This window comes from Phycicoccus duodecadis (assembly GCF_002846495.1).
GTDB classification, from domain to species: Bacteria; Actinomycetota; Actinomycetes; order Actinomycetales; family Dermatophilaceae; genus Phycicoccus; species Phycicoccus duodecadis.
This window is the reverse complement of sequence record NZ_PJNE01000001.1, coordinates 3011719-3032401: the sequence shown is the minus strand read 5'-3', so window position 1 is coordinate 3032401 and position 20683 is coordinate 3011719. Positions and strand designations below refer to the sequence as shown.

General features: G+C 66.0%; 13 protein-coding genes and 2 tRNA genes. 4 read left to right on the top strand and 11 right to left on the bottom strand.

Annotated features, from left to right (window positions below):
• Positions 1-186: 186 nt before the first annotated feature.
• The 4 genes from ATL31_RS14085 to ATL31_RS14070 are packed head-to-tail and all read right to left on the bottom strand — an operon-like array spanning position 187 to position 7362.
• Positions 187-2235 carry an AIPR family protein gene (locus ATL31_RS14085; protein WP_158239852.1) on the bottom strand — a complete coding sequence of 683 codons (2049 nt, stop codon included), beginning with the start codon at positions 2233-2235 and terminating at the stop codon, positions 187-189.
• On the bottom strand, positions 2228-3193 hold the full coding sequence (locus ATL31_RS14080) for a PD-(D/E)XK motif protein (RefSeq protein WP_101396337.1): 966 nt from the start codon (positions 3191-3193) through the stop codon (positions 2228-2230). The genes ATL31_RS14085 and ATL31_RS14080 overlap by 8 nt, the downstream gene beginning before the upstream one ends.
• The gene (locus ATL31_RS14075) at positions 3183-5909 is read right to left on the bottom strand and encodes a Z1 domain-containing protein (protein WP_101396335.1); all 2727 of its coding nucleotides are present in this window, start codon (positions 5907-5909) and stop codon (positions 3183-3185) included. The genes ATL31_RS14080 and ATL31_RS14075 overlap by 11 nt, the downstream gene beginning before the upstream one ends.
• Entirely contained in the window at positions 5902-7362 is a 1461-nt protein-coding gene (locus ATL31_RS14070; protein WP_101396333.1) for an ATP-binding protein, read from the bottom strand. Before ATL31_RS14070 ends, ATL31_RS14075 begins: the two co-directional genes overlap by 8 nt.
• Positions 7363-7694: 332 nt before the next feature.
• Here ATL31_RS14070 and ATL31_RS14065 point away from each other — a divergent pair, with 332 nt between their 5' ends.
• Positions 7695-8942, top strand: coding sequence for an IS256 family transposase (locus ATL31_RS14065; protein ID WP_101396331.1), 1248 nt, complete (start codon positions 7695-7697; stop codon positions 8940-8942).
• A gap of 146 nt (positions 8943-9088) precedes the next feature.
• Here ATL31_RS14065 and ATL31_RS14060 read toward each other — a convergent pair whose 3' ends face one another.
• A complete protein-coding gene (locus tag ATL31_RS14060) occupies positions 9089-10309 on the bottom strand; it encodes an IS256 family transposase (protein WP_101394420.1) in 1221 nt (406 codons plus the stop codon).
• 680 nt (positions 10310-10989) lie between these two features.
• On the opposite strand from ATL31_RS14060, the gene ATL31_RS14045 reads away from it, so the two are divergent.
• The 3 genes from ATL31_RS14045 (at position 10990) to ATL31_RS14035 (ending at position 13952) form a co-directional block, all read left to right on the top strand.
• Positions 10990-12201 (top strand): tyrosine-type recombinase/integrase, encoded by a 1212-nt coding sequence (locus ATL31_RS14045; RefSeq protein ID WP_101396327.1) that lies wholly within the window; start codon positions 10990-10992, stop codon positions 12199-12201.
• 293 nt (positions 12202-12494) lie between these two features.
• Entirely contained in the window at positions 12495-13358 is an 864-nt protein-coding gene (locus ATL31_RS14040; RefSeq protein WP_143598399.1) for a hypothetical protein, read from the top strand.
• A 3-nt stretch (positions 13359-13361) separates the two neighbouring features.
• Positions 13362-13952, top strand: a complete 591-nt coding sequence (locus ATL31_RS14035) for a hypothetical protein (protein ID WP_101396323.1) — start codon at positions 13362-13364, stop codon at positions 13950-13952.
• Between the two features lie 343 nt (positions 13953-14295).
• On the opposite strand, the gene ATL31_RS14030 is transcribed toward ATL31_RS14035, so the two are convergent.
• From ATL31_RS14030 to gyrB, 6 genes are all read right to left on the bottom strand, one after another.
• Positions 14296-14368, bottom strand: a tRNA-Ala gene (locus tag ATL31_RS14030).
• 52 nt (positions 14369-14420) lie between these two features.
• A complete protein-coding gene (locus ATL31_RS16685) occupies positions 14421-14549 on the bottom strand; it encodes a DLW-39 family protein (RefSeq protein WP_245862486.1) in 129 nt (42 codons plus the stop codon).
• Between the two features lie 26 nt (positions 14550-14575).
• Positions 14576-14652, bottom strand: a tRNA-Ile gene (locus ATL31_RS14025).
• 176 nt (positions 14653-14828) lie between these two features.
• On the bottom strand, positions 14829-15500 hold the full coding sequence (locus ATL31_RS14020; RefSeq protein ID WP_245862474.1) for a DUF3566 domain-containing protein: 672 nt from the start codon (positions 15498-15500) through the stop codon (positions 14829-14831).
• Entirely contained in the window at positions 15497-18196 is a 2700-nt protein-coding gene (gyrA, locus tag ATL31_RS14015; RefSeq protein ID WP_101396321.1) for a DNA gyrase subunit A, read from the bottom strand. The genes ATL31_RS14020 and gyrA overlap by 4 nt, the downstream gene beginning before the upstream one ends.
• Before the next feature lie 111 nt (positions 18197-18307).
• Positions 18308-20464 (bottom strand): DNA topoisomerase (ATP-hydrolyzing) subunit B, encoded by a 2157-nt coding sequence (gyrB, locus tag ATL31_RS14010; RefSeq protein WP_425440332.1) that lies wholly within the window; start codon positions 20462-20464, stop codon positions 18308-18310.
• Between the last annotated feature and the right edge of the window lie 219 nt (positions 20465-20683).

The window sequence follows — 20683 nt, the reverse complement described above, 5'->3', positions numbered from 1 at the left end:
CCTTCCCCACGACGACTGTTGCACCCCTTCGGCTTGACCCCTCTGTTCGGCCCCCAGAGGCTGCTGCGGATGCCTTCGTGTCGCGTCAATCACGACGCGACAGAGAGGCAGTCACAACTGACCTGTCCGACCGGCCGCGCGGGAAATGGTGGTGCTCGGAACCAGTTTTTCCCGCATAGACGGGGCTCAGTCGAAGCCGTGGTCGAGGGCGCGTTGGCGGATACTGAGGAGTCGCGCAGCTTGGCGTTCACTCGGAACCTTCGGTCGCGATCCTGTCATGAGCCCGACAATGTCGTTATCGGCAGGGGAAAGAAGGCCGTTCTCACGGCAGAACGAGTGCATGCGCCTCCATTCGTCTACCTGAACCTCGAAGACTTTGGACTGCGCCGCGATCGTGTCGTCAATTTTTTGTGTAGCACGTGCATCCCTGTGGACTTGACTCATGGCTTCGGCCGAAACCAATTCGTCCGAGAGGGACTTTGGAAGACTGTATGGGATTGACTTCACCAATTCCCAACACTGCTCGCGCTTTGCCCATTCCGTCACATTCTGGATCGGGCGATGCTCGGACGTAAGCGCTTGGAAGCACAGATGAGCGACCTCGAGGCTCGCATCAAGCACTTTGTCGGGGACGCACTGCTGATTCCATATCCCTAGAAAGTCCAAACGCGCCCCCCGAGCCTGCGAGGAGATCGTGTGAGAAAGTTTTGACATTGTGTAAGCCACGATGTTGGCAAGGTATCCGGACTGGTACCACTCGCTTCTAGCGACGCGGGTGCGAATCGTCTGAAAGAGTATGGCCTTCGCCACCAGCTCTTTGAAATACGCCTCGTTGAATTGCGAATCGTTGCACCCCCAAAGGCGCGCGACGGAATTCGCAAAGGCAAGGAAGTTTTTCTGGGCCCCAGCACTCACCTTGTGAGGCTCTTGACCCCAAGACACGGAATACTTGGCGGCGTCAGTCTTAGTCATGAGCTGAGAGCGGGGGTACACCGCTTCGAACTTCTTGGCCTCGGCCTGAGTCAGTTTTGCCTTCTCGTTCTGATATTGGCCTCGGGTTCGCTCGTAGAACCACTTCGTTTGGAAATGCGTCCCAGCCATGCTCGGAACGAGGACCTGTCGGGACAACGTCTCCATGCGAACGTGGAAGGGACTGTTGGAGAAGAAGTCCGCCTCGCTGATCCGGTTCTGACTGTTCGCGAAGCGCGAGACGTTCGGAACGAGATCCCCCGCTGTCTCAGGTTCGACAACAACGAGTTTCATCTGGACGTGGACCTTGGAGAGGTCGGGCTTGGGCGAGGTGTCACGACGCACGTAGAACAGGGAAGCTGTCGTCTGACCGCCGTTCACTATCTGGAGGTCGCGGAGTCCCAAGATCGCACCGTCGGAGCCGGTCTCCACCGCGGTGGCCGTCGCGGTGACACCGTTGTTGTAGGCGAGGAACAGCAGTGGCTCGCTGAGAAGCGTAGTTCGTATTCCCTTGTTTATGTTCCCCCGCCCGCTGAGGAACGAACGAACGTTGCTCTCCAGCAGGCGACTCCCATAACGCCCATACAGATCGGCGAGAAGATGTCCGGGGACTGCCGCCAAGTACGTCTCGAACTTTCCTTCCCCAAGGACGCTCAGGGCCGGAACTCCGCTTGGGCTCCACTCCGTCAGGTCAAGATCCAGCTGATCGCGCCCTTGGGATGACGTCGCAAGCGCCTCTAACCGCCGCAGGTCCCAGACGTGGAAGTCGACTGGGATACCGCCGACGCTGGTCGAGGGAAGCTTGGCCACTCTGGAACCCAACGCAAGGTCAGTGAACAGATACAGACGGAATCGCGTGATGGATCGTCCCCTGCTGTGGAGGTCGCGCGCCAATTGGACTGCCGGTTCGGAGGGCTCGCGGTCGTCGGGGAAAGTGCCGGCGACGGCATCGACCAAGTACGCCTCGAGCAGGCCGAAGAGGCGCTGGATCTCAGCGTTACCGATTGTTCCTCCTCCGCCGGAACCATCAAAGTGCGCGATGGCCAAGGCGACAGAGTCATCAGTATCGCCCAGATCGTGTCCATCGACCCCGCTTCGACGGCGCCCACTCTGACCCCGGAAGTGGATGGGGACGAGGTTCTCGATCTCCTCCGCCGCGGCCATCCGGTCGGCCATCTCGGCCACGAACGCTGCGGCGGTGAGATCGTTCTCGACGTCGGCCCGCACCTCGACGGTGTTCAGTAGTTCTGAGAGGAAGTCACTCACGGCTGGTCCCATCACCTTCCACGATCCACGACTCCAGTCCTCGCACGTCGAATTGGTATCTCACCGCGCTGACAGGGCTCGGCATGTCAGCGGCTCGGAGGCTGGGGAACTCCCCGTTTACCCGAAACACGGTCATTTGCTGCAGCGTGAAGCATGTCTCCTCGTAGTAGGGATCTGAGAGATCGACGCCCAAGCGTGAGATCAAGAGGTCCAGTAGGTGGCGCTCAGCCGGGTTGGCGCCGAGCTCCTCCCTCCAAGCCCGTACCAGGTCGACCAAGGAGCGGGCGCCGTCAAAGTCGGACGATCGTTCGTCGAGGTCCAGCACTACCAAATGCAGTGACTTGTCTGCTGGGTCGAGCTGCTCTGCCGACGAGACCTTGACCGTGGTGGCCTTGGATCGCTTGGCCTTCACCTCCCAGACATGCCCCGACGGAAACGTGTAGTCCTGAACACCGCCGAGTGGACCGGACCACGCACGCACGAGCTCGTCACGGGGTTTGCCCTCGCCGACTACGGTTTCGCCGGCCCACAGCTCAGCGACCAGACCGCGGAGCCGTTCCAAGTTGAGTCGTTTGGGCGGTCGTGGTCGAAGAAGCACCTGCCATTGCGCGAGGGCAAGGAGGAACTCATCGATAGCAGTGTGAGGGGGCGTGGGAGTGGCGGACCTATGAGCGAGGTCCACACCGAGCCGGACGAAGGTGGGGAACAACGACTGGTCCCCGAGCGTCCAGGTGGTCGCCCACCGCCCGTCCTCGCGTCGCGAGGAGTGCGTCGAGACATCCCGACTGACGTCGTCCAGCTTTGGATCTTCAGGAGTGATCAGCGCCATCACCGCTCGACCACGATCGTCGGCGCCAAACAGGAACTCGAGTGGATGCTCGGGATCGAAGTACTTCTTGGCCGGCGACTTCTCCGAGCACAGACGAGACCACTGTTGCTGGATGTCGTCAGTCTGCATCGGTCCCCCATTCCAACTGTGCGAGCCAGCCCTGCTGTGCAACCGTGTTGATGATGTATTCAGCGTCCGTGGAGGTGTCGTTGACGTTCACGTGTCGCCCGGGAATGGCGATCTTGGTTGCCACGACTAGGTGCCCGTCGACGTGCTCGAACCCAAGAGGTGTGACAGAGTTTTTCCACTTGGCTCGCAGCGGGTAGAGCATCAGCACAGGACGCGGCAAGCAGTGATAGACCGCCGTTTCCGGAACGTTCTTCGGGCGCTTGCCCTCTGGCCACGTCCGTGAGTCCCAGAAGGCTGCTTCCGCTGCTTCCCGGGCTTTCGTGGGAATGAAATTCAGCGACGCGACGTCTGTGGAGCCGGCCAGTCTGGCCGAAGCACCCGACACCCTGAGGACATCACCGTCAGACACGGAAAGTGTGCGCTCGGGAGGATGAAAGGAGACTCCGAGGCTCGTGTCGGGAGCACCGGTCTTCTTGCCGTTCACCAATACCACGTCCCATTTCTGCATGCTAGGTGACTTAGCGTTCCGGACGAAGGTCTGGAGGTTCTCCCCTGTCCAGATGAGTTCCCCTTGATCTGTCACCAAGGCGTCCAAGTAGTCGGCAATCGTCGACTTGGCGACTCCACGCCAACCTGGCCAGTTCATACGGTTCGCCGGTTCGGCTGAAGCACCGAGGTCCGCCAGCAGTGACTTGATGGCCGACTCATTCGTAGAGAGGCTCCCATCACTGCCGTTGAGCCGTACCGTTTCAATTCGCCGGCCGCCCAAGGAGACAGACTTCTTGAAGGTGGTCGCGGCCTTCATCTTGTTCCGAGCCGTCACCAACAAGCTCTCTGGGTGCTTCTTCACTGCCAGCCCGAAATCCGCTGGAGTCAGACGCTGGGCCTTCATCTCCGCGAGGTCATCCCGGAGTTCCCGAACGGCGTCATCGACGAATCGGAACTGATCGGCAACATCCGTGGTGATCCACAGTCGAGTGAGGTCCTCGTACCCGTCGCGGTAGCCGAACCAACGCGCCATTTGCATCAGGGTGTCGAAGGCGCCAGCACGCCGATAGAAGTAGCTGGTCGTCAGACCTTCGAGCGTCAGTCCTCGGCTCAGGACGTCCCCTCCCACGGCGATCATCCGGGGCGGCTTGTCCCAAGCCATCTCTTGGTCGATCAGGGCCTTGTCCCTGTCGGAGTTCACCAAGGTGACGCGAACGTCCGCCACGGAGGTCCACAGTGCATCAAGTATCTGCGCCCAAGAGAACCCGACTTCCGAGTACACCTGTACGTAGGTCTCTTCGATGGACTCGAGGTGTGCGTTGGGCCGCCCGTGGGCGTAATCAGCGGCGTGGAACTCGACCGCATTGCGAAGCTCGACGGCGTACTGCTCGACCAGCTCGTGAACCTGACGCTGGACGTTCTTGAACCGTGACACGTTCACCAACATTGCGCGACCTCCACCGTGGCCGCGGAGGTCTCGGACCGCGGTCGCGATGAAGAAGGTCCGGATCGCCAGTTTGAGGCTCGGCGGGAGTCCAGGTACCGAATCGTTCGGCTTGTGCTGGCGCGGGACGTAGGCCTCGGCGTCAGTCACATCCATGAGCCCGCCCTCGAATACGTCGTCGCTCGTGCCGAACGTCGCGGTTGCTCCCACATAGTTGGTGGGCGTTTCAAGGCTGTAGACGTAGTCCCTCGGAAACAGATCGTTCTCGTGGTCGTGGTCGATGAAGATGTTGGCGAAGGGAGTGGCCGTGAACGCAATGTATGAACTGCGTGTGAACTTGGCGAGGATCCCTCGGATTGCTGCGTTGATGGCCGTGGGGGAGTCCTCATCGGCCGTATTGACGGACGCATAGTCGGACTCGTCGTCGAGCAACAGCAGAGGTAGGTCTATCCGGCCGCTGGCGCCGGCCTGTTGACCCAGCCAATCCTGCACGGCGTTGAGGACGCTCTTGTTCTTCTTGAGGACAAAAACGTACGGCGATGGGGTGTTCTCCGACACCGTGATGCTCGAGGCCATAAGGCTCGACTTGCGGAAATCCTGCATCACCGTAGTCATGCTCTGCGCGTCGGCGATCGTCTCGTTGAGAAGACCGATGCCGAGGAACTTCTTGCTCGCGTGCTGGTTGGTCTGTCCGCCCTTCTGCGCGATCAGTCGGGTGTCGCGACCGATGAAGGCTTCATCCAGTCGCTCCTGTGTCTGCTGTCTCAGGCTCTCGGTGCTGCCGGCTAGCACGATGATCAGTCTGTATCCCGCGTCAGCGGCCTTGTTGAAGAGTCCCAGGTAGGTGCCAGTCTTTCCAGACTGGACCTCACCGATCACCAGGCCCCGACGCCCCCACGTGCCCCCTGCCTTGGGATCGCCGACGAGATCCAGGATCTCATCGGTCAGGTGACCCAGCTTGTCCACGATCTTCGGAGGACGGTCGTTCTGGAGCAGCCACTGCTTGTAGGCCTTCCAGCGTGTCCACTCGATCTCGCCTCGCCGTTCTGGAAGCCAGGACACGAAGTCCTCGGATGTCACCGCGGTGCCTAGGTCGACATCGATCTGCAGCCTCTGAATGAGCTCACGCGTCATCGAGTCGATCTCGTCGTCCGAAGCGGCGGGAGCCAAAATCGGTCGCAGAGCGGCGACCATGTCGCGGAGTTGCTGCTCCGTGTGCAACCCCGTGCTGAGGGCGCCGCTCGTGGCGAGCTTGAGTCGCTCCATCGCTTCGGTCTCAGCCACGCGTTGCCTCCTTGAGGATGTCAGCGCCGCGGGGGTGGTCGCTGAAGGGTTCGACGTTGATCATCGCCGCGACAAACGCCACGTCAGTCGCTGCGGACCCCGGGACTGCCGAGTAGGTCGTCCACATGTCACGGGCGATCTCGGCGATAGCAAGGTCTTCCAGCCGGTTCTCCAATACCTGATCCTTGGCCAACCGATTGAAGATGTCGTCGCCGGGCATCGTGCCCTCGATAAGGGTGAGAAGCCGCCCGAGCTCTGCCTCTCCCTGTCCCCCAGAAGCCACGAGTGCGGCGTCCACGGCCGGATGGCTCCGATTGAGCGCGTAGCTGAATCCGTGCTCGTGGGTCACGAGCTGCCAGACGTGCTGGGTCGGGCCACTCTCTTTGCGGCCTTGCCAGTTGAGGGTGTTCTTGCTCGGAACCGTCACGCGCTCGGCGAACTTCTTGAGCCGCCGCCGGACTTCAGGTGGTGGCTGCGCAGTGGCCTTCTTGATGTCCAAGGCCCATAGGTGGTCGAGCGTGTTGGGGACGTCGACTTGGACTCTCGAAAGCTTCGCCATGTCCTGCCTGGGAAGGATGCGAAACCAGGTTCCCCAGATGACGAGGCGACGAGCCCTGTAGATGTAGAACCCTTGGCTGTCACGGAGTTGGCCGGCCACCTGCAGACTGGCACGGTCGGCTGAAGACAGGGTTGTCAGTCGTGGCACGGTGTACGGCTGAACTGTGACTGTCGAGCCCTCGACCTTGAAGGACTCGGACGGCAGACGCTGCGTTCGTCGGTGACTCGAGAGGAACGGGTCGACGGCGGGAATCCCGCGACCGTTAAGCCGGATGGCGAGTGGGCGTCTGGAATCGCCGATGAAGCGGTGGAAGACGAGGCCGAGGTGATCGCGCACGCCCACCATCACTGCGTCGAGCTCGGACGCAGACGATCCGGCATGTGCTCGCAGCTGGTCGAGGTCGCGCCAGAGAACGAGAGTGCCCGTCTGCTGGGCGAGGAGCCGCTCAACGCAGGGCAACGCAGCAACCTCGGCCTCGTCCAGCAGGAGGAGGGACCACGTGCCTTCGCGGAAGAGGTGATCCAGATTCCAGGAGTAGGCGACCACTCCCTCGGGTGTCTTGCTCACCAACGTCAAGTCCCGGCATTGGGAGAGGGAAGCCGTCTTGAGTCCAAGGCCGAAGCGCCCGAGGTCCTCAGCCGAGCGCTGTTCGGTCGAGCTGCGAGCCGCCAGACGCATTGCCTCGCGAGCTGCGTCACGCGACATACCCTCTCCATCGTCGAGGACAGCCACGAAATCAGTAGGTTCGCTGGCGAACAAGATGTCGATGCGTGATGCGCCCGCAGTGATCGAGTTGTCAACGAGATCGGCGATAGCCGCCTCCAACGTGTACCCCACAGAACGCATGGAACCCATCAAATGCGGCTCAGGGGGGATGTACTCCTCAGTTGCCATAGATTCGCTGCTTCAGCTCTCAGTCGTATCCGCAAGCCCGGACGCAGAAGTGGCGCACCTCGCCGGTGGACCACTGGCCAGCCCCGGGCCCTCCACCATGCCATGTTGACGCGCATTGGTGGGCAATTGCGAGAAGCCGGCATCTTTGTCGAGGTTCGAGTGATCGCGTGTTCCGAGACGGCGGTTGCACACCTTGACAGCTGAGTCTGAAGTTGAGTCCCTGATAGTGGTGTAGCGCGGTCGCCGTCCTCGGGTTGGGGCTGGACGTGGATGCGGCCACCGCGTGATCCTTCGAGTGAACCTCTCACAGCACTCTCGAACGGAGCATCACGATGACCGCACCACACATTGTCGACCCTGCTGGGCTGCTTGGCGAGGCGTTGGCCGAAGCCTCGCCGGACCTGATGCGTTCGCTGCTGCAGTCGATCATCAACGCGTTGCTGTCCGCGGATGCGGATGCGGTGGTCGGCGCGGAGTGGGGACGCCCCAGCCCGGAGCGGGTCGCGCAGCGCAACGGCTATCGCCACCGCGAGCTGGACACCCGGGTCGGCACGATCGACGTGGCCGTGCCCAAGCTGCGCACGGGGAGCTACTTCCCGCAGTGGCTGCTGGAGCGTCGTAAGCGCGCGGAGTCGGCGCTGGTCACCGTTGTGGCCGACTGCTACCTGGCTGGGGTGTCCACCCGGCGGATGGACAAGCTGGTCAAGACCTTGGGGATCGACTCGCTGAGCCGTTCGCAGGTCTCGCGGATGGCCGCCGACCTCGACCAGCAGGTCGAGGACTTCCGCCACCGCCCGCTGGGCCCGGCCGGGCCGTTCACGTTCGTGGCCGCGGACGCGTTGACGATGAAGGTCCGCGAGGGAGGACGGGTGGTCAACGCGGTCGTCCTGGTCGCGGTCGGGGTCAACGGCGACGGGCACCGTGAGGTCCTGGGCATGCGGGTGGCCACCAGCGAGACCGGGGCGGCGTGGAACGAGTTCTTCGCCGACTTGGTCGCCCGCGGCCTGGCCGGGGTCAAGCTGGTCACCTCCGATGCCCACCCCGGGCTGGTCGAGGCGATCGCGGCGAACCTGCCCGGCGCGTCCTGGCAGCGCTGCCGCACGCACTACGCCGCGAACCTGATGAGCATCTGTCCCAAAAGCATGTGGCCGGCCGTCAAGGCGATGCTGCACTCGGTGTACGACCAGCCCGACGCCGCGGCCGTACACGCCCAGTTCGACCGGCTGATCGACTACGTCAGCGACAAGCTGCCCGCGGTCGCGCAGCACCTGGCCGCCGCCCGCGAGGACATCCTGGCCTTCACCGCCTTCCCCAAGGACGTGTGGACCCAGATCTGGTCCAACAACCCCGCCGAACGCCTCAACCGCGAGATCCGCCGCCGCACCGACTCCGTCGGCATCTTCCCCACCCGAGAAGCGATCGTCCGCCTCGTCGGCGCGGTCCTGGCCGAGCAGACCGACGAATGGGCAGAAGGACGCCGCTACCTCGGCCTGGAAGTCCTGACCCGCTCTCGCCTGACCCCCCTCACCACCACCGACCCCGAGAACGGAGCAGAACCCATGTCCGCCCTGACCGCCTAACCCAACGAAGATCACGCAGCGTTACACCACCACCGGGGACTTGACCGAGTCTGACCGCGGGACTCTCGTAGCGGGCGCTCACAGCTGTTGCAGTCGAAAGAGTCCCGTGGAGTGGTGGGCTTTGAGGTCATCTCGATGCCGACCGGTCAACCCTCGGTGAGGGCGACAGGGTCATCATGCTCGGTGGTGCCGATCTTGGCCATGGATTCTTCGGAGAGGTAGCGGCGTTCGTCGGTGGCCCATTCGTCGTGGGTGTCGGCCAGGACGGCTCCGATGAGGCGGATGACGGCGGCTTCGTTGGGGAAGATCCCCACGACCCGGGAGCGGCGCTTGATCTCCTTGTTCAGCCGCTCCAGGGGGTTGGTAGACCAGATCTTGCGCCAGTGCTCACGGGGGAACGCGGCGAAGGCGAGGACCTCGGCTTTGGCGTCGTCCATCAAGGGGCCGATCTTGGGGTAGCGGGCGGCGAGCTCGTCGCGGACCTTGTCCCACTGCTTGCTCATCGGTGCGAGGCTGGGTTGGGCGAAGATCGTGCGGAAGACCGCGGCGACCATCTCGGACTCGCCCTTGGCCACGTGGGCCAGGACGTTGCGGATGAAGTGGACCCGGCACCGTTGGTGTGAGCTGCCCTGCAGGGCACGGGAGATGGCCGCGGTCAGGCCGGCGTGCTGGTCGGAGATCACGAGCTTGACCCCGGTCAGGCCGCGCTTCTTCAACCCGGTCAGGAACGCCCGCCAGAAGACCTCGTCCTCGCTGTCGCCGACGTCCAGGCCCAGGATCTCCCGCCGGCCCTGGCTGGTGACGCCGGTGGCCACGACGACGGCCTTGGAGGTGACCATGGCCTGCTCGGTGCGCACGTGCAGGTACGTCGCGTCGAGGTACACGTACGGGAACTCGACATGGTCCAGGCGGCGGGTGCGGAACGCCCCGACCGTCTCATCCAGCCCGGCACAGATGCGGGACACCTCGCTCTTGGAGATCCCCGACCCACCGAGAGCGACCACGAGGTCGTCCACGGAGCGGGTGGAGACGCCGTGGACGTAGGCCTCCATGACCACCGCGTACAACGCCTGGTCGATCCGCCGGCGTGGCTCCAGGATGCTCGGGAAGAACGAGCCCGCGCGCAGCTTGGGGATCGCCAGCTGGACGTCCCCGGCATGGGTGGTCAACAGCCGCGGCCGGGACCCGTTGCGTTCGGTGGTGCGGGTCTCGGACCGTTCGTAGCGGCCGGCGCCGACCGCGGCCGCCGCCTCGGTCTCGATCAGCTCCTGCATCGCCACCCGGACGCATTCACGGATGAAATCGGTGCCCTCGCCGGTGCGGAACACCTCGAACAGCTCGGACACGGCAGACTGGGACAAGGCCATCGGTGAGGTCTCCTTCGATGCGTGCTTGGCGGTACACATCGAGAATCTCGCCGGTGGCCCCCTTCTATTCAGGACGCCGCGCCGTCACCCCAAACCCCACCACTCCACGGGGCGCTGTCTTGCAGTCGCACCCACGTCCAGAGGGGGATGGGTCGCGGTGGCACTCGGACGACATCTCACAGATTAAGCGAATGCCTGTCGCTTGGGGAGCGGTCAACGCAGTCTCCAGCCCCCAGACCGACGTCCCTCTTTGGAGGCGAGCACGCCGTCGTTCCTCAGATTCTGAGCCGCCCACCGAAGGTCGTACTGCCATGTGTAGAAGAGGTCGCCCGAGGCCCTGAGCTCCACCTCGTGGTGCTCCCACACATGTCGTGCAACGTCAACGATGGACAACTCTCGTCCTGCGTCGCCCAGTGCGTCGACGATCCAATTCTCCAGCTCCGCTTTCGTGGCCATGGACGAAGCTTGGCATCCAAGTCGCGCAAGGGTGGCGCTGGCCGTTCTCGGCGTCGTTCGGGAAGGCACGGAGGCTGTGTCTTCGTTGGCCTCGCCCGAGAGCAGAGGCTGTGTAGCGCCGGCGACCGTCGCTCTGCCGAGAACGGCGGGTCGCGCCGCATCCTGCCGGCGTGGGTCGACGAGTACGTCGCGATGCGCCCGGCCGAGGCGGAGGCGGACTGGCCGTGAGCCGGCCGCCGAACGGCGAGGGGTCGATCTACCCGTACCGGAACGGCTTCGCGGCGCACGTGTGGATCGTGACGCCGAAGGGTCGCCGGCAGCGCAAGACCGTCTACGGGAAGACCCGCCCGGAGGTCCATGACAAGTGGCTTCGGCTCCACGAGCAGGCGCGGCGGGGACCGATGCTTCCGGTCTCCCCGCGCCTGCGGGACTTCCTCGAGCGATGGCTGGAGGAGACCGTGCAGCCCACCCTGTCGCCTGCCACCACCTCGAACTACGAGATGTTCTCCCGGCTGTACATCGTCCCGGACCTCGGCGACCGCAAGCTCGAAAAGCTGATGGTCCGCGACGTCCAGGTATGGGTGAACACGCTGCGGGTCCGCTGCCAGTGCTGCTTCCAGGGCAAGGATGCCGCGCGCCCCGAGCCGCAGTGCTGCGCCCTCGGCGCGTGCTGCCACGAGGTCGCCTCGGACTGGACGGTCCACCAGGCGTGGCGGGTGCTGCGCGGTGCGCTGACCCAGGCGATGCGCGAGGAGCTCGTCTTCCGCAACGTTGCCGCGCTCGTGCGGGTACCCATGCCACGGTCGAAGAAGATGCCGGTGTGGACCGTCGACGAGGCGCGGCGGTTCCTGGAGTCGGCGCGCGCGGATGGTGACCCGATGTACGCCGGGTACGTCCTGCTGCTCACGCTCGGACTGCGTCGCGGGGAGATGCTCGGGCTGGCCTGGGAGGACGTCGACCTCGAGGCTGGCGAGGCGCTCATCGCGTGGCAGGTACAGCGCGTCGACCACCAGCTGCTCCGGCGACACACGAAGACGCCGTCTTCAGATGCCCCGCTGCCGCTGCCGGAGATCGCGGTGCGGGCACTCGAGCGGCATCGGGTCGAGGAGGCCAGGCGGCGGCTCGCGGCCGGCGACATGTGGGGCGACTGCGGCTTGGTCTTCACGACCCGGCTGGGCGATCCGGTCGACCCACGCAACTTCCACCGCGACTTCAAGCTGAGGGCCGCGAAGGCCGGCGTGCCTGTCGTCCCCATCCACTCCACTCGGCGGACCTGCGCCACCCTCCTTGTTGCCCTCGATGTCCACCCGCGCGTCGCGATGGCCGTCCTCCGGCACAGCCGCATCGCCCTCACTATGGAGATCTACTCCCAGGTCTCCTCGACATCGACGCGTGATGCACTCAAGCGTCTTGGAGGCGAACTCTCTGGAACTTGACGGTCGAGCCGTGCGCCTGGCTCGTGTGGCGCTGCCCGAGTCTTCGAGACCCGAGTCGATCCTTGGCAGGGCTAGGGGGATCGGCAGCGAGGACACCCAGCACCCACCTCGAAGGGAAGAATTGGCGCGCGACCTTGCTCCCCCCACCGGCAGTTGGCGGTAGCCCTTGCACGTGGTCTTGCAGATGGCCTTGCACGTGGGCTAGCAGGTTCTATCAGACACCCGCTGTGGCAGCAGTTCACTGCCGTTCAGCCGATTCTTGTTGGGCCGACCCAATGCGCTATAAATGGCACGTGAGCAAGACGGAAGCGGCATCAGGTAGCGGTAGCGGGACAGTCCCCGCCACCGCTCGCGACACACGGGATTACCTGATCCTGCGGGCGGGGCGCCCTTTCGCCCCAGTCCCCAACGTGTTCGTCCAGACCCCGAGCAAGAGCGGGTCGAAGCCCGGTCCTCTGGCCGAGTTCGTCCGCAACGGTGACAAGCGCGGTCTGCTCGCCTTCCTCTTACTGCACACCATCATCAGCAGCGGCGACCGCGACGACGGCTGGTCTTCCACGCTCGACCTTCGACTCTGGGCGCGGGCGCTCGGCACGGTGGAGACGGCCGAAGCGGGCTCGGCATCGTCGGCCGCCACGAAGATCCTCGGTCGCCTCGTCGACCGCAAGCTCGTCACGCGGCGTCGTTCGGGTCGCCAGCGAGCGGTCACCATCACTCTGCTCAAGGGTGACGGCACCAACACCCCGTACACGCGACCACAGGGGAAGTCTCCGGAAGACAGGTTTCTCCGGCTGACCACTGAGTTCTGGAACGGCGATTGGGACCAGACCTTGAGCCTTCCGGCGATCGCGATGCTTCTCGTCGCACTCAAGGAGAAGCCCGAGTTCACCCTGCCCACCGAGCACATGCCGGCTTGGTACGGCTGGTCTGCAGACACCGCCGAGCGCGGTTTCAAGGAGTTGCGTGATGCGGGCCTGCTGGATGTGGTCCAGGAGCAGTTCCCCAACCCGCTCTCCCCCACGGGGTTGTCGACCCGCAACATCTACGAGCTGCAGCCCCCCTTTGACCGCGACAGCATCACGGATGCCAAGGCCGCCCACGCTCTAACGCGCAAGAAGGCAACCCGCGGCCGGCGCCGGGCCAAGAAGAGGACGTGACTCATGTCTGCACCTGAGCCACCAGCCTTTCGGGCGTGGGTCGACGAGTCCGGATCCGACCGCGCCCAAGACCCCGGCACGTACATCCTCGCCGCCGTGGTTCTCGAGACCATCCTTGAGGACGACGTGCGCAAGACCATGCGCTCAATGCGGCTACCCGGTCAGGAGAAGCTTCACTGGCGGGACGAGGATGCGCGGCGCCGGCGCAAGATCGCGACAACCGTGGCCACCGTTCCGGCCCACAACTTCGTGGTTGTTCGCAGCACGCCGCTCGTGCTGCCCCATGACCCCGAGCGTGCACGCAGGAAGTGTTTCGAACGGCTCATCTGGGAGTTGGCTCAGATGGGCGTCGACGAGGCTGTGTTCGAGTCGCGCGGAAAGGCAGATGACGGACGCGACGCAGCAATGCTTGACAGCATGCGTCGGGCTAAGACGCTTCCGCGCCGCATCCACATGAACCACGTCCGTGGGAGGCTCGAGCCGATGCTGTGGGTGCCCGACGCCGTGTGTGGGTCGATCGTGGAGCTCCGCTGCGGCAACGAAGACAACTACGACCTGATCGCCTCAACGACCACGTTGCACGAGATCAATTAGTCTGGGGAATGACGCGAGCCCCAGGCCCTGTCGTCCGGCAGGAAGTCCTGGAGCTCACTTCCGGTTCTCACCTCAATGGAACCGGCTACGACACGATTCTTGCACAGTTCCGCGTTCTCTTCCAGTGAGATGACCGAGCAGCAGAACCCACCACAAGCACCCACTACCGCCGATCGAGCGCTTCGGCTCGCAGACCTCTGACTTGGCCTACCTCGCCCCAAGCGGACACGCGCGTCCACGTCGACCCAGCCATGTGAGAGCGCTTGGTCACTGCAGTACTTCTCTGGAGTACCGACGCGATAGAGGCCCCTCCCGAGGAGCGGAAGGGGCCTCTGACCTGCGGTGGAGCCAAGGGGACTCGAACCCCTAACCCCCTGCTTGCAAAGCAGGTGCGCTACCAATTGCGCCATGGCCCCCGGTCGGCCACCCCAAGCGCGCACAGCGCCACAGGACGACCAAGAAGGGTGATCAGCTGCGGGGGGAGTCCGTGGCCTCGGCCCAGAGCTGGTTCTCGGCCTTCTTGTCCCTGATCTGCTTCGAGATCGCGAACGCGCCGGCAGCCGACGCGACGAGGACGAGGAGCTTCTTCACGAACATTCACCGCCTGATGGGGAGGGGGTCGGTGGTGGGCCTAACAGGACTTGAACCTGTGGCCTCTTCCTTATCAGGGAAGCGCTCTAACCGTCTGAGCTATAGGCCCGTTCGCCGACCGGCGGCGCCCTCCGTGGAGCGGGAGGGCACGGTCCACGAGATTACCCCACCCGCACCCTCCCGCCCAAAACGGTTCACCGCCGGCGCCGGGAGCGCAGACGCGACGGAGGCCGGGACCATCCGGCCCCGGCCTCCGTCGGCGCGACCCAGCGGCCGCGGCAAGCATCAGTCGTCGGTGAGCGTGAGCTTCAGGCCGCCGACGAGTGCGCTCGAGATGTTGTAGAGGAACGCCGCCAGCGTGGCGATCGCGGTCATCAGGATGACGTCGACGACCCCGATGACGATCGAGAGCGACACCACGCGGGTGAAGCCGACGAAGTCGAGGATGTCGAAGCTGTTGCTGCCGTCGGCCACGACCTGGCCGATGACACCGTTGATCTGGTCGAAGACGCCCATCGCATCCAGGACGGTCCACAGCACCGCGGTGGCGATCACGCCGGCGATTCCGAGGGCCACCGACAGCAGGAACGACACCTTCATCGCCGACCAGGGGTCGACGCGCGAGACGGTCAGGCGCACCCGGCGGGCGGATGCCGGCCGGCCGGCCGGGCGCTGAACCCCACCGGCCGGGCGCTGGCCGGCCTCGACGGGACGCTGCACCGGAGCGGCGCCGGTACGGGCCGGCGCACCCTCCCGACCAGCAGGAACGGGACGGGTGGCCTGGGACTCGGTGGCCTGACGGGCGCCGGTGTCACGGCGCAGCGTGCCTCCGTCGCCCCGCCCGGCGGCGCTGTCAGCGCCCCGGGTGGCGCTCGTCGCGCCGGCGCTCGCCGTCGGAGCGGTGCGCGGCGGAGTCGATGAGCGCAGGGGGCGCCCCGCGTGGTCTGCGGTGCTCACTCACGGCCTCCTCGGTCGGTGGTCTCGTCGTCCGACGGTACGGCATCGTCACCGTCGTCGGCGACACGAGCCGCGCCCGACTCGGCCGTCGTGACCGACTCTTCACCGGCCCCACCGGAGGCCTCCAGAGCCTCGTCACCTGCGACATCGCCGGCCCCGGCACCCTCGGCGCCGGACACCGCACCGTCACCACCGGTCACAGGAGCCTCATCGGCCTCGCCGACGGCGTCGTCCTCGTCCTTCTCGGGGTTGCGCGCCACGGCCTTGACCCGGTCGCCCTTCGGCGGCTTCACCAGGATGACGCCCTGGGTGTTGCGGCCCTTGGGCGCGATGCCACTGGTGGTGGCCCGCACGATGTTGCCCTTCTCGAAGACGATGAGCAGCTCGTCGTCGCCGGTGGTCGTCAGGGCACCGGCCAGGTCGCCGTTGCGGTCGGTGATCTTCGCGACCGCGACGCCCAGGGTGGCGCGCCCCTTGGCGTTCCACTCGGTGGCGGAGGTGCGCTTGGCCATCCCGTTCTCGAACACCACGAACACGTCGGGCTCGGTGCCGTCGGCGATCACGGCCATCGCGAGCAGGGTGTCGTCGCCGCGGAACTTCATGCCGGTGACCCCGCTGGTCCCGCGGCCCATCGGGCGCAGCTGGGCGTCGTCGGCGTGGAAGCGCACCGACATCCCCTTGCGCGAGACCAGCAGCAGGTCGTCGGACGGCGAGACCAGCCCCACCCCGACCAGCTCGTCGTCGTCGCGCAGGTTGACCGCGATGAGGCCGCCCGTGCGCGGGCTGTCGTACTCGGAGAGGCGCGTCTTCTTGACCAGCCCACCCCGCGTCGCGAGCACCAGGTACGGCGCGTCCTCGTAGGAGCGGATGGCCAGCACCTGCGCGATCTCCTCGCCCGGCTGGAACGCCAGCAGGTTGGCCACGTGCTGGCCCTTGGAGTCGCGGCCGGCATCCGGCAGCTCGTAGGCCTTGGCCCGGTAGACCCGGCCGAGGTTGGTGAAGAACAGCAGCCAGTGGTGCGAGGTGGTCGCGAAGAAGTGCTCGACCATGTCCTCGCCGCGCAGCTGCGCCCCACGGACCCCGCGCCCGCCCGGCTTCTGTGCGCGGTAGGCGTCGACCCGGGTGCGCTTGGCGTAGCCGCCGCGGGTGATCGTGACGACCACGTCCTCCTCGGGGATGAGGTCCTCCATCGACATGTCGCCGTCGAAGTGGGTGATCTTGGTGCGCCGGTCGTCGCCGAACTTCTTGACGATCTCGGCCAGCTCCTCCGACACGATGTCGCGCTGGCGGCCGGGCTTGGCGAGGATGTCGGTGAAGTCCTCGATCATCGCCTGGAGCTCGTCGTGGTCGTCGATGATCTTCTGCCGCTCGAGGGCCGCGAGGCGGCGCAGCTGCATGTCGAGGATGGCCTGGGCCTGGACCTCGTCGATCTCGAGCAGCTCGATGAGCCCGGTGCGGGCGGCCTCGACGTCGGGGGAGCGGCGGATGAGGGCGATGACCTCGTCCAGCGCGTCGAGGGCCTTCAGCAGCCCGCGCAGGATGTGGATGCGCTCCTCGGCGCGGCGCAGCCGGTAGGCGGTGCGGCGCTGGATGACGTCGAGCTGGTGGTCGACCCAGTGCCGGATGAACGCGTCGATCGGCAGGGTGCGCGGCACGCCGTCGACCAGCGCGAGCATGTTGGCGCCGAAGTTGGTCTGCAGCTGGGTGTGCTTGAAGAGGTTGTTGAGCACGACCTTGGCCACGGCGTCGCGCTTGAGCACGATGACCAGGCGCTGGCCGGTGCGGCCCGAGGTCTCGTCGCGGATGTCGGCGATGCCGCTGAGCCGGCCGTCCTTGACGTGCTCGGCGATCTTCTGGGCCAGGCTGTCGGGGTTGACCTGGTACGGCAGCTCGGTGACCACCAGGCACTGCCGGCCCTGGATCTCCTCGACCTCGACGACCGCGCGCATGATGACCGAGCCGCGGCCGGTGCGGTAGGCGTCGTCGAGGCCCTTGGTGCCCATGATGAGCGCGCCGGTGGGGAAGTCGGGACCCTTGATCTCGCGCATCACCGCCTCGAGCATCTCGTCGCGGGTGGCGTCGGGGTGGGCCAGCACCCACTCGGCGGCCGCGGCGACCTCGCGCAGGTTGTGCGGCGGGATCTGTGTCGCCATCCCGACCGCGATGCCCGAGCTGCCGTTGACCAGCAGGTTCGGGAAGCGGCTGGGCAGCACCGACGGCTCGAGGGTCTTGCCGTCGTAGTTGGGGCGGAAGTCGACGGTCTCCTCGTCGATGTCGCGCACCATCTCCATCGACAGCGGCGCCATCCGGCACTCGGTGTACCGCGGGGCCGCGGCCGGGTCGTCGCCGGGGGAGCCGAAGTTGCCCTGGCCCTGCACCAGCGGGTAGCGCAGGCTCCAGTCCTGGACCAGCCGGACGAGGGCGTCGTAGATCGCACTGTCGCCGTGGGGGTGGTACTGGCCCATGACGTCGCCGACGACGCGGCTGCACTTGTTGAAGCCGCGGTCGGGCCGGTAGCCGCCGTCGTACATCGCGTAGAGGACGCGCCGGTGCACGGGCTTGAGCCCGTCGCGCACGTCCGGCAGCGCGCGGCTGACGATGACGCTCATCGCGTACTCGATGTACGAGCGCTGCATCTCGGTGTTGAGGTCGATCGGCTCCGTGCGGTCGGTCTCGATCGGCGGCTGCTCAGTCATGGACATCCTTCGTGCGGTTCTGGCGTCGCACCGGAAGGTTCAGCGTCGCTGGGGATCCGTTCCCCGGCTGAGGTGAACCTTCCGGCATGGGGCGGGGAAGGTGCAGGGGGCTCAGATGTCGAGGAAGCGGACGTCGCGGGCGTTGCGCTGGATGAAGCCGCGCCGGCTCTCGACGTCCTCGCCCATCAGGATCGAGAAGATCTCGTCGGCCGCGGCGGCGTCGTCGAGGGTGACCTGGAGCAGCACCCGGTGATCGGGGTCCATCGTGGTCTCCCACAGCTCCTGGTAGTCCATCTCGCCCAGGCCCTTGTAGCGCTGGATCGGGTTGTCCTTGGGCACCCGCCGGCCCTTGCTCTGGCCCTCGGCCAGGAGGGCGTCGCGCTCGCGGTCGGTGAACGCGAACTCGTGCGGGGCGTTGCTCCACTTGATCCGGAACAGCGGCGGCTGCGCGAGGTAGACGTAGCCGGCCTCGATGAGCGGCTTCATGAACCGGAACAGCAGCGTCAGCAGCAGGGTGCGGATGTGCATGCCGTCGACGTCGGCATCGGCCATCAGGACGATCTTGTGGTAGCGCGCCTTCTCGATGTCGAAGTCCTCGCCGATGCCCGTGCCGAAGGCCGAGATCAGCGCCTGGACCTCCTGGTTGGCCAGGGCCTTGTCGAGGCGGGCGCGCTCGACGTTGAGGATCTTGCCGCGGATCGGGAGGATCGCCTGGGTGAACGGGTTGCGCCCGCGCACTGCCGAGCCGCCGGCCGAGTCGCCCTCGACGATGAAGACCTCCGAGACCGCGGGGTCCTTGGCCTGGCAGTCGCGCAGCTTGCCGGGCAGGCCGCCGCTCTCGAGGACGCGCTTGCGGGTGGCCTCGCGGGCCTTGCGCGCGGCCATCCGGGCGGTGGCGGCCTGGATGGACTTGCGGACGATGTCCTTGCCCTCGGTGGGGTGGCGCTCGAGCCAGTCGCCGAAGGAGTCGGTCATCGCGCGCTGCACGAAGCCCTTGACCTCGGAGTTACCGAGCTTGGTCTTGGTCTGGCCCTCGAACTGGGGCTCGCCGAGCTTGACGGAGATGACGGCGGTGAGGCCCTCGCGGACGTCGTCGCCGGTGAGGTTCTCGTCCTTGTCCTTGAGCTGGTTCTGCTTGCGCGCGAAGTCGTTGACCAGCTTGGTCAGCGCCGCACGGAAGCCCTCCTCGTGGGTGCCGCCCTCATGGGTGTTGACGGTGTTGGCGTAGGAGTGCACCGACTCGCTGTAGGAGGTGGTCCACTGCATCGCGAGCTCGAGCGAGAGCGCGCGCTCGGCGTCCTCGACCTCGATGCTGATGACCTCGGGGTGCACGGGCTCGGTCTTCTTGCTGCCGACGAGGTGGTGCACGTAGTCGACCAGGCCGCCGTCGTAGCGGTAGGTGACCGAGCGGGCCGTGGTGCGGCGCGCGCCGGTGGTCTCCTCGGTGTCGTCGACCGCCTCGACCTCGGCGATGTCGCCGTCGACGCCGTCGAGGTCGGGCTCGCCGTCGTGCACGACGCGCTCGTCGGTGAGCGAGATGGTCAGGCCCTTGTTGAGGAACGCGGTCTGTTGGAAGCGCGCGCGCAGGGTCTCGTAGTCGTACTCGGTGGTCTCGAAGATCTCCGGGCTGGCCCAGAACGTGACGGTGGTGCCGGTGCGGTCGCTCTCCTCCATGCGCTGGAGGGGCCCGGTGGCGACGCCGCGCTCGAAGGTCATCCGGTGGGCGAAGCCCTTCTGGCGCACGCACACGTCGAGGCGGGTCGAGAGGGCGTTGACGACCGAGGAGCCGACGCCGTGCAGGCCACCGGACACCTTGTAGCCGCCGCCGCCGAACTTGCCACCCGCGTGCAGCTGGGTGAGGACGAGCTCGACCGCGCTGACGCCCTCGGTGGGGTGGATGTCGGTGGGGATGCCGCGGCCGTTGTCGCGCACCCGCACCGAGCCGTCCTCGCGGAGCACGACCTCGATGGTGTCGGCGAAGCCCGCCAGGGCCTCGTCGACCGCGTTGTCGACGATCTCCCAGACCAGGTGGTGCAGGCCGCGCGCGCCGGTGGAGCCGATGTACATGCCCGGGCGCTTGCGGACGGCGTCGAGCCCCTCGAGCACGGTGATGGCCGCGGCGTCGTAGGCCGGGCCGCCGGCGTCGGGTGCGGAGGAGCTGATCGCCGGGACGTGCGGGGCGTCGGCCTCCGGGGTGGCCGTCTCAGGGGCGTCGAGGGCCTCGGTGGGCTCGGGCACGTCGGGGTTCTGGTCGGGCTGGTCGGCCACGGATCTCCTTCGGGCAGTCCACACCGGCCGGGCGGTCGGGGTGGCTCACGGCTCGCGTGGGAGCACCTGTGCCCCGCGACGCGATGTCTGCCCTCCATCCTACCGGTCGGGGCGGACAGAACACGGCCTGGGAGGCCCGTGGCGGCCATTTTCCGGTGCTGTCCCCGTGCCTGATGACTCCCCACCCGCACCAGGGGCCCCCAGCGGCCCTGACCGGCC